Raw genomic sequence first — 14,173 nt, 5'->3', positions numbered from 1 at the left:
CTCGAGCGGCGGGCCCTCCTCGTGCGTGCTCAGAAGTCGAGTGCGTCCAGCTCCTGCGCGAGCTCCTGGTTGACCTCGGCCGCGGCCGTCGTGAGGAAGAAGTGGCCGCCGGGGAACGTACGGAGGCGGAACCCGGCGGTGGTGTGCTCGCGCCAGCGTCCGGCCTCCTCGGTCGTGGCCTTCGGGTCCGCGTCGCCGACGAGCGAGAGGATCGGGCACGCCACCGGGCGGCCCGGGCGCGTCGGGTAGGTCTCGATGGCGCGGTAGTCGCTGCGCAGCGACGGCAGGGTCATCTTGAGGATCTCGTCGTTGTCCAGCAGCGACGAATCGGTGCCGTTGAGCCGTTTCAGCTCGGCGAGCAGGCCGGCGTCGTCGCGTTCGTGCACGCGCTCGTCCCGTATGGTGCCGGGGGCCCGGCGGCCGGAGACCACGAGTGACGCGGGCGCGTGCGGGGTGCCGGCCAGGCGCAGGGCGACCTCGTAGGCGATCGCGGCGCCCATGCTGTGTCCGAAGTAGACGGTCGGCTTCACGGGCTGGGTGGCGAGCACCTCGGCGACCGCGTCGGCGTAGCCGTCGATGCCGGTGATCGCGGGCTCGAGGCGGCGGTCCTGGCGGGCCGGGTACTGGAGCACCACCACGTCGGTCCCGGGGGAGTGGGCCACCGCCACCGGGTGGTAGAAGCTGGCCGAGCCCCCGGCGTGCGGGAAGCACACGAGCCGGCGCGCGGCCTGCTCGGCGGGGCGGAAGCGGCGCAGCCAGAGTGCCGGGTCGAGGCCGGTGGTGGCGTTCACGGCTGTCCTTTCGTCGGGGCGGCTCCTTCGTGGACAGTCCAGCACGCCGGAAACCGGGAAGTGTGCAGTCTTTCCGCGGGCGAAACTCGGTGATTCCCCAGCATCCGGCGCCGGTCGTTGACAACGGCGCGGGGCGGCTGCGAGCGTCGGAGCCGAGCCGCCGAGGACGATTCCCCGGTGTCGCAACGGCTTTCCGGCAACTTCTTTCCGATGACAGCCCCGGTCCGGGGCGTCACCCGGCCACCGCCGCGGTGGCTTTTCCGTAGGTGGAAGGGGACAGCATGTCCAGGCGCGCACTGATCACCGGGATCACCGGGCAGGACGGGTCATACCTCGCCGAGCACCTGCTCGCGCAAGGCTATCAGGTGTGGGGACTCATCCGGGGCCAGGCGAACCCGCGCCGGTCGCGGATCGCCCGCCTGATGTCGGACGTGTCCTTCGTGGACGGTGACCTGATCGACCAGCGGAGCCTCGTGTCCGCGATCGAGCTGGTGCAGCCCGACGAGGTGTACAACCTCGGCGCGATCTCGTTCGTCCCGATGTCGTGGCAGCAGCCCGAGCTCGTGACGGAGGTCAACGGCATGGGCGTGCTGCGCATGCTCGAAGCCATCCGCATGGTGAGCGGTCTCTCGGCCAGCCGCACGGCGTCGAAGGACGGCCTGATCCGGTTCTACCAGGCGTCCTCGTCGGAGATGTTCGGCAAGGTCGCCGAGACGCCGCAGTCGGAGGACACGATCTTCCACCCGCGCAGCCCGTACGGCGTGGCGAAGGCGTACGGCCACTACATCACCAAGAACTACCGCGAGTCCTTCGGGATGTACGGCGTGTCCGGCATCCTGTTCAACCACGAGTCCCCGCGCCGCGGTGCCGAGTTCGTGACGCGCAAGATCACCCTCGCCGTCGCGGCGATCAAGCTGGGCCTGCAGGACAAGCTGGCGCTGGGCAACCTCGACGCCGTGCGCGACTGGGGTTTCGCCGGCGACTACGTGCGCGCCATGCACCTGATGCTGCAGCAGGACGACCCGGGCGACTACGTGATCGGCACCGGCGAGATGCATTCGGTGCGCGACGCCGTGCGGATCGCCTTCGCGGCCGCGGACCTCGACTGGGAGGAGCACGTGGTGGTCGACCCGGCCCTGGTGCGGCCCGCGGAGGTCGAGACGCTGTGTGCCGACTCCCGCCGGGCGCGCAAGGCGCTGGACTGGGAGCCGAGCGTCGACTTCACCGAGCTGATGACGATGATGGTCCACTCCGACATCGAGCAGGCCGCGCGCGAGCGCGACTACGGCGACGTGCTGCTGGCCGCCGCTTGGTGAACCACTCGCACCCCGGCCCCTGCCGCTGCCCGCGGCGGGGGCCTTCTGCTGTCGGGAAAACCGACGTGAACTAGGGATTTCCCAGGCCCGCCCGGTCGAGACTCGGTGGGGATCGTGACCCGAACGTGTGCCGCCGCGCGGCCGTCCAGATGGGTTGAGCTGAGCATGGACAACGAACAGAAGCTGCGGGACTACCTCAAGCGCGCCAGTGCCGATCTGCGCCGGACGCGCCAGCGGGTGCAGGAGCTGGAGGCGGCGGCGAGCGAGCCCATCGCGATCGTGGGCATGAGCTGCCGCTACCCCGGCGGCGTCACCAGCCCGGAGGACCTGTGGCGGCTGGTCGAGGCCGGCGAGCACGGCATCACCGAGTTCCCCGCCGACCGCGGCTGGGACCTCGACGGCGACTTCGCGTCTTCGACGCTGTCGGGCGGCTTCCTGCACGACGCCCCGCAGTTCGACGCCGACTTCTTCGGCATCTCACCGCGTGAGGCGCTGGCGATGGACCCGCAGCAGCGTGTGCTGCTGGAGGCGTCGTGGGAGGCGTTCGAGCGCGCGGGCCTCGACCCGGCGGCGCTGCGCGGCAGCCGCACCGGCGTGTTCGTCGGCGCGATGGCCCAGGACTACGCGGTCGGCCCCGAGGACGGCGTCGAGGGCTTCCAGCTCACCGGAAACACCACGAGCGTGATGTCCGGCCGGCTGTCGTACGTGTTCGGTCTCGTGGGGCCCGCCGTCACCGTGGACACGGCGTGCTCGTCGTCGCTCGTTGCTCTGCATCTGGCCGCGCACGCGTTGCGCGCCAAGGAATGTTCGCTCGCGCTCGCCGGCGGCGTCACCGTGATGTCGAGCCCGGCCACGTTCGCCGAGTTCAGTCGCCAGGGCGGTCTCGCGACCGACGGCCGCTGCCGCTCCTTCGCCGACTCGGCGTCGGGCACCGGCTGGGCCGAGGGCGTCGGCGTGCTCGTGCTGGAGCGCCTGTCGGACGCGATCCGCCACGGCCACGAGGTGCTGGCCGTGGTCCGCGGGTCCGCGGTGAACCAGGACGGCGCGTCCAACGGCCTGACCGCGCCGAACGGTCCTTCGCAGGAACGCGTGATCCAGCAGGCGCTGCTCAACGCCCGCCTCACCGCCGCGCAGGTCGACGCGGTGGAGGCGCACGGCACGGGCACCACGCTCGGCGACCCCGTCGAAGCGCAGGCGCTGCTGGCCACCTACGGCCGCGGCCGCGACGCGGGCAAGCCGCTCTACCTCGGCTCGGTGAAGTCGAACATCAGCCACACGCAGGCCGCCGCCGGTGTCGCGGGCATCATCAAGATGGTCATGGCCCTGCGCCACGGCGTGCTGCCGAAGACGCTGCACGTGGACGCCCCGTCGTCGCATGTGGACTGGACCGAGGGCGCCGTGCGGCTGCTCACGGAGGCCACGCCGTGGCCGGAGACGGGCGAGCCGCGACGGTTCGGCGTGTCGTCGTTCGGCATCAGCGGCACCAACGCCCACACGATCATCGAGCAGGCGCCGGAAGCCGAAGCGACGGAGCAGGAACCCGCTCCCGCACCACTCGCGGCGGGTGCGGTGCCGCTGCTCGTGTCCGGGCGCACCGCCGAAGCGCTGCGGGCCCAGGCAGCCCGCGCCGTGGAGTTCCTCGAAGACAACCCGGACGCGGCCGTGGCCGACCTGGCGCTGTCGCTGGCCACCACGCGGTCCGCGTTCGAGCACCGGGCAGCGGTCGTCGCGGAGGACCGGGACGCCGCGCTGGCCGGGCTCACCGCGATGGCGGCGGGGGAAGCGCCCGCGAGCGTCGTGCCGGCGAAGACGAAGCTCGCGTTCCTGTTCACCGGGCAGGGCGCACAGCGGCTCGGCGCGGGGCGTGAGCTCTACCGGCGTTTCCCCGTGTACGCCGAGGCGTTCGACGCGGTCGCCGCCGAGCTGGACCGCCACCTCGACGGCTCGCTGCGCGAGGTCCTGTGGGGCGAGGACGCCGAGAAGCTGAACGAGACGGGCTGGGCGCAACCCGCGTTGTTCGCCGTCGAGGTGGCGCTGTTCCGCCTCGTCGAGTCGCTGGGCGTCACGCCCGACCACCTGACCGGCCACTCGATCGGCGAGCTGGCCGCCGCCCACGTCTCCGGCGTGTTTTCCCTGGCCGACGCGGCGAAGCTGGTCGCCGCGCGCGGCACGCTGATGCAGGCGCTGCCCGCCGGCGGCGCGATGGTCTCGATCACCGCGGCGGAGGACGAAGTCGCGCCGCTGCTGACCGGCGAGGTGTCGATCGCCGCTGTGAACGGCCCCGGCACGGTCGTCGTCTCCGGTGCGGAGGACGCCGTGCTCGCGGTGTCGGCGCACTTCGCCGAGCTGGGCCGCAAGACGAAGCGCCTGCGGGTGAGTCACGCGTTCCACTCGCCGTTGATGGACCCGATGCTGGCCGAGTTCCGCGCCGTCGTCGCCGGTCTCGCGGCCGAAGCTCCGCGGATCCCGATCGTCTCCACGCTGACCGGCGAGCCCGTGACCGCCGAGCAGCTGTCCACTCCGGACTACTGGGTCGACCACGTCCGCCGCACCGTCCGCTTCGCCGACGCCCTCGACTGGCTCACCGGCCACGGCGTCACGACGATGCTGGAGTTGGGCCCCGACAGCGCGCTGTCCTCGCTGGTCCGAGACGCCGAGGCGTTCGCTTTGCTGCGCGCGAACCGGCCCGAAGACGCGTCGATGGCCGCCGCGCTGGCCGGTGTGCACGGGCGCGGGATCACCGTGGACTGGGCGCGGTACTTCGCCGGCACCGCCGCGCGCCGGCTCGACCTGCCCACCTATGCGTTCCAGCGCCGCCGGTTCTGGCCGAAGGGCGGGATGGCGCAGTTCAACGACGTGCGCGCCGCCGGGCTCGGCGCGGCGCACCACCCACTGCTCGCCGCCGCGGTGACACTGGCCAACTCCGACGGGCTGCTGCTCACCGGCCGGCTGTCCACCCGGACGCACCCGTGGCTGGCCGACCACGCCGTGCGCGGCGCGGTGCTGCTGCCGGGCACCGCGTTCCTCGAGCTGGCGCTGCGGGCCGGTGACGAGGTCGGTTGCGGCCTCGTCGAAGACCTCACCCTGGCCGCGCCGCTCGTGCTGCCCGACCACCGCGCCGTGCAGGTACAGGTGTGGGTCGGCGCGCCGGACGCGGCCGGCCGCCGGGGCGTGAACGTCTACTCGCGGTCCGACGGCGAGGACGAGCAGCCCTGGACCCAGCACGCGGCGGGCACCGTTTCCCCGGGCACCGCGTCGGTCGCCTCCGACGCGGCCGCCTGGCCACCGGCCGACGCGGAACCCGTGGACCTCGACGGCGGATACGACCGGCTGGCCGAAGCCGGCTTCGCCTACGGCCCGGCGTACCGGGGCCTGCGCTCGGTGTGGCGCCGCGGCGACGACGTGTTCGCCGACGTCGCCCTGCCGGCCGGGCCCGGAGCCGACGCCGGCGCGTTCGGGATCCACCCGGCGCTGCTCGACGCGACGCTGCACGCCCTGCTGCTCGGCCGCCCGGACGGTGGCCCGGCGGGCCTGCCGTTCTCGTGGGAGGGCGTGGCCCTGCACGCGGCCGGTGCGGCTTCGGTCCGCGTGAAGCTCTCGCCCGCGGGCAGCGACGCGGTGTCGATCGCGGTCGCCGACAGCACGGGCGCGCCCGTGGCCTCGGTCGAAGCCCTGACGGTGCGGCCGATGTCGGCCGACGACCTCAACTCCGCCGCGACCGTGCAGCGCGATGCGCTCTTCGCCGTGTCGTGGGTCCGTCCGCGTGGGATTCAGGCCTCCGAGGTGGACGAATCGAATGTCGTGCTCGTGCCGATCGAGGGCACCGGCGACCCGATCGGCGACGCCCACTCGCTGACCGCCCACGCCCTGCGGCTGCTCCAGGACGCGGCTTCGGGCGACCAGCGTCTGGTCTTCGTGACGCGCGGTGCCGTTTCGGTGGCGGGGGAGCCGGTCACCGACCCGGCGGCCGCGGCCGTGCGGGGACTGGTGCGCGCGGCCGAGAGCGAGCTGCCGGGCCGCTTCGGCCTGCTGGACCTGGACGCGGACGGTGAGCCGCCCGCCGAGGTCTACTCCAGTGACGAGCCGGACCTGGCCGTGCGCGAGGGCGTCACCTACGCCGCTCGGCTGAGCCGCGCCGCGCTGCCGGTCGCCCCCGACGAGGTCGCGTGGGATCCCGAGGGCATGGTGGTCGTCACCGGCGGCACCGGGGGACTGGGCGCGGTGTTCGCTCATCACCTCGTGGCCGAGTACGGCGTGCGGCACCTGCTGCTGCTCAGCCGTCGTGGCCCGGACGCCCCCGGCGCGGCAGAACTGGTCGCGGACCTGACCGAGGAGGGCGCGGAAGTCACTGTCCTCGCCTGCGACGCGGCCGATCGCGAGGCCCTCGCCGCGGCCCTGGCGTCGGTCGAACGCCCGGTGCGCGCCGTCGTGCACACCGCGGGCGTGCTGGACGACGGTGTCCTCGCGTCGCTCACACCCGAGCGCCTCGACACCGTGCTGCGCCCGAAGGCCGACGCCGCCTGGAACCTGCACGAGCTCACGAGCGACCTCACCGCGTTCGTCACGTTCTCCTCGTTCGCCGGCGTCTTCGGCGCGCCGGGCCAGGGCAACTACGCGGCCGCCAACGCTTTCCTCGACGCACTCGCCGAGTACCGCCGGGCCCAGGGCCTGCCGGCCGTGTCACTGGCGTGGGGTCCGTGGGCGAGCACCGGCGGCATGACCGGCACGCTGTCCGAAGAGGACCTCAGCCGCATGGCCCGCGCCGGGACGCCCGCGCTGCCGGTGGCGCAGGGCGTGGCCCTGTTCGACGCCGCGCTCACCGCCGACGACGCCGTGCTCGTGGCCGTCCGCCTCGACCTGCCCGTGCTGCGCTCGCAGGGCGCGGTGCCGCCGTTGCTCCGGGGGCTGATCCGCGGCCCGGCCCGGCGGTCCGTCGTCGCGGGGTCGGCCGCGGTCGGCCTGGCGGAGCGGCTGAGCGGGCTCGGCGAGGCCGAACGCGCCGACGTCGTACTGGAGCTCGTCCGCGCCCAGGTGGCCGCGGTCCTCGGCCACGGCGGCGCCGACGCGATCGACCCGGCCCGCGCGTTCTCCGACCTCGGCTTCGACTCGCTGACCGCGGTCGAGCTGCGCAACCGCGTGGGGTCCGTGACGGGCCTGCGGCTGGCGGCCACGGTCGTGTTCGACTACCCGACGGCGGCCGCGCTGGCCGCGCACGTCGTGGAGGAGCTGCTCGGTTCGGCCCCGGCGGCGACCGTGGGCACCACTCGCGCCGCGGCGGCCGACGACCCGATCGTGATCGTCGGCATGAGCTGCCGGTACCCGGGCGGGGTGACCTCGCCCGAGGAGCTGTGGCGGCTCGTCACGTCCGGCACCGATGCGATCACCGGCTTCCCGGACAACCGCGGCTGGGATCTGGCCGGGCTGTACGACCCGGACCCCGACAGGACCGGCACCACCTACGCGCGCGGCGGCGGCTTCCTGCACGACGCGCCCGAGTTCGACCCGGCGTTCTTCGGCATGAGCCCGCGCGAGGCCCTGGCCACGGATTCGCAGCAGCGCCTGCTGCTCGAGACGTCGTGGGAGGCGATCGAGCGGGCCGGCATCGACCCGGTGTCGTTGCGCGGCAGCCAGACCGGCGTGTTCGCCGGCGTGATGTACAACGACTACGGCGCGGTCCTCGCGGGTGGTGACTTCGAAGGCTTCCAGGGCAGCGGCACCTCGCCCAGCGTGGCGTCCGGCCGGGTGTCCTACACGCTCGGGCTCGAAGGCCCGGCCGTCACGGTGGACACGGCCTGCTCGTCGTCGCTCGTCGCGATGCACTGGGCCATGCACGCGCTGCGGTCGGGCGAGTGCTCGCTCGCGCTGGCCGGTGGCGTCACGGTGATGTCCACGCCGGCGTCGCTGCTGGAGTTCTCGCGCCAGCGCGGCCTTTCGCCCGACGGGCGCTGCAAGGCGTTCGCCGAGTCCGCCGACGGCGTCGGCTGGGCCGAGGGGGCCGGCATGCTCGTGCTGGAGCGGCTTTCCGACGCGAAACGCCACGGCCACCCCGTGCTCGCCCTCGTGCGGGGCAGCGCGGTGAACCAGGACGGTGCGTCCAACGGCCTGACCGCCCCGAACGGCCCTTCACAGCAACGCGTGATCCGCGCGGCCCTCGCGAACGCGGGCCTGGACACCGGCGACGTCGACGTCGTCGAGGCCCACGGCACCGGCACCACGCTGGGCGACCCGATCGAGGCGCAGGCCCTGCTGGCCACCTACGGACGCGACCGCGAGACGCCGCTGCTGCTCGGGTCGGTCAAGTCCAACGTCGGCCACACCCAGGCGGCCGCGGGTGTCGCCGGCGTGATCAAGATGGTCGAGGCCATGCGCCACGGCACGGTCCCGCGAACGCTGCACGTCGACGCACCGTCGTCCCATGTGGACTGGGAAGCCGGCGCGGTCGAGCTGGTGCGCGAGGACACCGCGTGGCCCGAGTCCGCCCGGCCGCGGCGGGCCGGGGTGTCGTCCTTTGGCATCAGCGGCACCAACGCGCACCTCATCCTGGAGCAGCCGGCCGCGCCGAAGGTGATCGAGGCGCCGACCACCGACCGGGTGCTGCCGTGGCTGGTCTCCGGCCGCAGCGGAAAGGCGCTGTGCGCGCAAGCCGCCCGGCTGCGGTCCACTGTGGACGGGGCGCACGTCGCCGACGTCGCGCATTCGCTGGTCACCACGCGGTCGGACTTCGAGCACCGCGCCGCCGTGCTCGCCACCGACGCGGAGACCGCGGCCCGCGCACTCGAAGCGCTGGCCGACGGGCGTTCGGACTCCGCGCTGGTCAACGGCGAGACCGGGGCGGCCGGACGGCTGGCGTTCCTCTTCACCGGCCAGGGCAGCCAGCGCGCCGGGATGGGCCGCGACCTGGCCGAGCGGTTCCCGGTGTTCGCACAGGCGCTGAACGAGGTCTGCGCCGCGTTCGACGAGTACCTGGACCGGCCGCTGCGTGAAGTCCTGGCGGCCGGCGACGGCTTGCTCGACGAGACCGGCTGGACGCAGCCCGCGCTGTTCGCGTTCGAGGTCGCGCTCTACCGCCTGGTGCGCTCGTGGGGCGTGAAGCCCGCATTCCTCGCCGGGCACTCGATCGGCGAGCTGGCCGCCGCGCACGTCGCCGGCGTGTTCTCCCTCGCCGACGCCGCGGCGCTCGTCTCCGCCCGGGCCCGGCTCATGCAGGCGCTGCCCACCGGCGGAGTGATGGCCGCGCTGCAGGCGACCGAGGACGAGGTGACGCCGCTGCTCACCGACGGTGTGGGGATCGCGGCCGTCAACGGTCCCGCGTCCGTCGTGATCTCCGGCGACGACGAGGCCGTGACGCCGATCGTCGAGCACTTCGCCGCGCTCGACCGCAAGACCAAGCGCCTGCGGGTGAGCCATGCGTTCCACTCGCCGCGGATGGACCCGATGCTGGCGGAGTTCCGCGCCGTCGCGGCGAACCTGACCTACTCGCCACCGCAGCTGCCGGTCGTCTCCAACCTCACCGGCACCGTCGCGACGGCGGAGCAGCTGTGCTCGCCGGACTACTGGGTGGACCACGTCCGCGGCACCGTCCGCTTCGCCGACGGCGTCCGCGCGCTGGCGGCCGAAGGCGTCGGCACGTTCCTGGAGCTCGGCCCGGACGGCATCCTCTCCGCGATGACGCAGGAAACCCTGCCCGACGCCGAAGTCGTCGCGACCCGGCGCGCGGACCGGGACGAGGAGCTCACGCTCGTCGCCGCCCTTGCCCGGCTGCACACGCGCGGCTTCGTCGTGGCGTGGCCGGAGTTCTTCACCGGCGTCGGCGGCCGGCGGATCGATCTGCCCACGTATGCGTTCCAGCACGAGTTCTTCTGGCCCGACACACCCTCGGCTTCGGTGCCGGCGGACCCGGCCGACGAGCGGCTCTGGGACGCCGTGGAACGCGGCGACGCCGGCGCGCTGGCCGGGATCCTGGGTCTGCAGGACGAGCAGCACGCCTCGCTCTACGCGTTGCTGCCCGCCCTCTCGTCGTGGCGCCAGACGCGGCACGAGAAATCGCTGCTGGACTCGTGGCGCTACCGCGTCGAATGGCAGCACCTGCAGCCCTCGGCGCTGCCCGCGCTCGAGGGCACCTGGCTGGTCGTCAGCCCCGCCGACGCGCCGCAGGACGTGGTCGACGCGCTGACCGAGCACGGCGCCGAGGTGCGCACCGGCACCGTCGAGAACCTGGGCGACCTCGACGGGGTCACCGGGATCGTGTCCACGCTGGCCTCGGCCGAGGACGACGCGCTGGCGTTGACGGTCGCGCTCGTCCACGCGCTGGAGGACCACGGCCCGCTGCCGATCTGGACCCTGACCCGCGGCGCGGTCGCCACCACGCCGGACGAGACCGTGACCAGCGCCGCGCAGGCCGCGGTGTGGGGGCTGGGCCGTGTGGTCGCGCTGGAACAGCCCCACCGCTGGGGCGGTCTGGTCGACCTGCCGTCCACTCTGGACCCGGCCGCCGCCCGCCGGCTCGTCGCGGTCCTGGCCGATGCGGAGGGCGAGGACCAGCTCACGATCCGCGCCAACGGGGTCGCCGGCCGGCGGCTCGTGCGGCACGCGGCGCAGGACCTGCCGCCGGAAGGCGCGTTCACCGCGTCCGGCAGCGTGCTGGTCACCGGCGGCACGGGCGCGCTGGGCGCGGAGGTCGCGCGCTGGCTGGCCCGCAGCGGCGCCGAGCACGTGGTCCTCACCAGCCGTCGCGGCGCCGAGGCACCGGGCGCGGCCGAGCTGGCCGCGGAGCTGGAGGAGCTGGGCGCGCGCGTCACCGTGGCCGCGTGCGACGTCGCCGACCGCGACGCCCTCGCCGGCGTGCTCGCGGAGCTGCCGGACCTGACGGGCGTGGTCCACGCGGCCGGTGTCGGCCAGGCGACGCCGTTGAACGAGATCGATCAGGCCTACTTCGACCAGGTCCTGTCGGCGAAGATCGCCGGCGCCGTCAACCTGGACGCGCTGCTCGGCGACCGTCCGCTCGACTTCTTCGTGCTGTTCTCCTCGATCGCGGGCGTCTGGGGCAGCGCGGGCCAGAGCGCGTACGGCGCGGGCAACGCCTACCTCGACGCGCTGGCCGAGCAGCGCCGCGCCCGCGGCCTGGCCGCGACGGCCGTCGCGTGGGGTCCGTGGGCCGAAGCGGGCATGGCGACCGACGACGCGGTCGCGGGTGACCTGCGCCGCCGCGGCCTCGGGATGATGGCGCCCGCCCCGGCCATGGCCGAGCTGCGCCGCGCGGTGGTCGCGGGCGAGCCGGTCGTGACCGTCGCCGACGTCGACTGGGACCGGTACGTGCCGGTGTTCTCGGCGATGCGGCCGAGCCCGCTGCTCGCGGGCCTGGCGGCCGTGCGGGCCGACGAGCCGGAAGCGGAGGCCGGCGAGTTCGCCGCTCGCCTGAGCGCGCTCGGCGAGCCCGAGCAACTGCGCCTGCTCCTCGACCTGGTGCGCGGCGAGGCGGCGGCCGTGCTCGGCCATGCGTCCTCGGACGAGGTGGGGGAGCGCCGGGCCTTCCGCGAGGCCGGCTTCGACTCGCTCACGGCGGTCGAGCTGCGCAAGCGGCTCGGCGCGCTGACCGGCCTGACGCTGCCCGCGACCCTGGCCTTCGACTACCCCAACCCGACGGCGCTGGCGGAGTTCCTGCGCGCCGAGGTGCTGGGCACCGCCGCCACGGCGAACGTCGTGGCCGCCGCGGGCGCGAGTGACGAGCCGATCGCGATCATCGGCATGGCCTGCCGGTTCCCCGGCGGCGCCGACACGCCGGAGGAGTTCTGGCGGCTGGTCGCCGACGGCGTCGACGCGATTTCCGAGTTCCCCGCCGACCGCGGCTGGGAGATCGACGGCCTCTACGACCCGGACCCCGACCACCTCGGCACCACCTACTCGACGCGGGGCGGTTTCCTGCACGACGCCGGCCGGTTCGACCCCGCGTTCTTCGGGATCTCGCCGCGGGAGGCGCTGTCGATGGACCCGCAGCAGCGGCTGCTGCTGGAGACCTCGTGGGAGGCCTTCGAACGCGCCGGCATCGACCCGGCGACCCTGCACGGCAGCCCGACCGGCACGTTCATCGGCTCGACCTTCCAGGACTACGGCGCCGGGGCCGGCGACGCGGGTGAAGGCCACGTCGTCACCGGCACCCAGCCGAGTGTCCTTTCCGGACGGTTGTCGTACACCTTCGGGCTGGAAGGACCCTCGGTCACCGTCGACACCGCCTGCTCGTCTTCGCTGGTCGCGCTGCACCTGGCGTGCCAGTCGCTGCGCGGCGGGGAGAGCACGCTGGCGCTGGCCGGCGGCGCGACCGTGATGGCCAACCCGGGCCCGTTCGTCGCCTTCAGCCGCCAGCGCGCGCTGGCGCTCGACGGGCGCTGCAAGGCGTTCGGCGACGGCGCCGACGGCATGACGCTCGCCGAGGGCGTCGGCATGCTGCTCGTGGAGCGATTGTCGGACGCGCAGCGCAACGGCCACCCGATCCTCGCCGTGGTGCGCGGTTCCGCCGTGAACCAGGACGGCGCGTCCAACGGTCTCTCGGCTCCCAACGGCCCCGCGCAGCAGCGCGTGATCCGCCAGGCGCTGGCCAACTCCGGCGTGCGCACCGAAGACGTGCAGGTCGTGGAGGCGCACGGCACCGGCACCGCGCTCGGCGACCCGATCGAGGCGCAGGCGCTGCAGGCCACCTACGGCCGGGACCGCGACCCGGAGCAGCCGCTGCTGCTCGGCTCGGTGAAGTCGAACATCGGCCACACGCAGTCGGCGGCCGGCATGGCGAGCGTGATCAAGATGATCATGGCGATGCGGCACGAGGTCCTGCCGCGGACGCTGCACGCCGGTGACCGGTCGGCCCACATCGACTGGACGCCCGGCACGGTGCAGCTGCTGACCGAGGCCGCCGCGTGGCCGCGCGGCGACCGGCCGCGGATCGCGGCGATCTCGTCGTTCGGCATCAGCGGCACCAACGCGCACACGATCCTCGCCGAGCCGCCCGCGACGGAGGTCCCCGACCACGCGGACGAGCCCGAACGCCTGGTTCCGCTCGTGGTGTCGGCGCGAAGTGAAGCGGCGCTGCGCGAGCAGGTCGTGAACGTCGCTTCGACGCTCGAAACCGCCGACCCGCGTGACGTCGCCGCCTCCCTGCTGACCACGCGGGCCCGGTTCGAGCACCGCGCCGTGGTGCTCGGCACGGGCCGGGACGAGCTGCTCGCCGGCCTGCGGGGCGACCTGCCCACCGCGGTGCGCGGGGTGGCCGACGTCGAGGGCAAGCGGGTGTTCGTGTTCCCGGGCCAGGGTTCTCAGTGGGCGGGCATGGGTGCGCAGCTGCTCGACGAGTCGCCCGTGTTCACGGAGCGGTTGCACGAGTGCGCTGCGGCCCTTTCGTCTTTTGTGGATTGGTCGTTGCTGGATGTGCTGCGGCAGGTCGAGGGTGCGCCGACGTTGGAGCGCGTGGATGTGGTGCAGCCGGCGTCTTGGGCGGTCATGGTGTCGCTGGCCGCGTTGTGGCAGGCCCATGGCGTGGAGCCCGACGCTGTGGTCGGTCACTCGCAGGGCGAGATCGCCGCCGCGTGCGTGGCCGGTGCACTGTCGCTCGAAGACGCGGCCCGCGTGGTGGCGCTGCGCAGCCAGGCCATCGCGCGGACACTCGCGGGCCACGGCGGGATGATGTCCGTGGGCCTGCCCGTGTCCGAAGTGGAGCCGCGCCTGCCCGAGGGCGTTTCGATCGCCGCGGTCAACGGGCCGACGTCCGTCGTGGTGGCGGGCGACCCGGACGCGCTCGACCGCCTGCACGCCGAGCTGACGGCCGAGGAAGTCCGCGCCCGCAAGATCGCCGTGGACTACGCGTCGCACTCCGCGCACGTCGAGGCGATCGAGACCGACCTCGCCGAGGCGCTGGCCCCGATCACGCCGCGGGTTTCCGCCGTCCCGTTCTACTCGACGGTGACCGGCGGCTGGCTCGACACGACGGAGATGGACGCGAGCTACTGGTACCGCAACCTACGCGGCCGCGTCGGCTTCGAGCCCGCCATCCGCGCGCTCGCCGAGGACCAGCACCGCGTG

At 73.9% G+C, this 14,173-nt stretch carries 3 protein-coding genes (1 of these 3 cut by a window edge); 2 read left to right on the top strand and 1 reads right to left on the bottom strand.

The features are described from left to right. Nucleotides 1-29: 29 nt before the first annotated feature. A complete protein-coding gene (locus tag ACFY1H_RS09165; protein ID WP_366582062.1) occupies nt 30-791 on the bottom strand; it encodes an alpha/beta fold hydrolase in 762 nt (253 codons plus the stop codon). A 281-nt stretch (nt 792-1,072) separates the two neighbouring features. Here ACFY1H_RS09165 and ACFY1H_RS09160 point away from each other — a divergent pair, with 281 nt between their 5' ends. Both ACFY1H_RS09160 and ACFY1H_RS09155 read left to right on the top strand, forming a co-directional pair. Beyond that, a complete protein-coding gene (locus ACFY1H_RS09160; protein WP_366582063.1) occupies nt 1,073-2,107 on the top strand; it encodes a GDP-mannose 4,6-dehydratase in 1,035 nt (344 codons plus the stop codon). 165 nt (nt 2,108-2,272) lie between these two features. Next, a protein-coding gene (locus tag ACFY1H_RS09155) for a type I polyketide synthase (RefSeq protein WP_386945642.1) crosses the window boundary here: on the top strand, nt 2,273-14,173 show its start. Its footprint extends 15,504 nt past the window's final position; the window shows 11,901 of its 27,405 coding nt (coding positions 1-11,901); it begins with the start codon at nt 2,273-2,275; its stop codon lies beyond the right edge, outside the window.

Source organism: Amycolatopsis sp. NPDC001319, assembly GCF_042896185.1.
GTDB lineage: Bacteria > Actinomycetota > Actinomycetes > Mycobacteriales > Pseudonocardiaceae > Amycolatopsis.
The sequence above is the reverse complement of the archived record's forward strand: the minus strand, read 5'-3'. Positions and strand labels throughout refer to the sequence as shown.

Excerpts from the sequence above, each read along its gene's own strand:
- ACFY1H_RS09160 (WP_366582063.1), top strand. The coding sequence starts at position 1,073 with ATGTCCAGGCGCGCACTGATCACCGGGATCACCGGGCAGGACGGGTCA.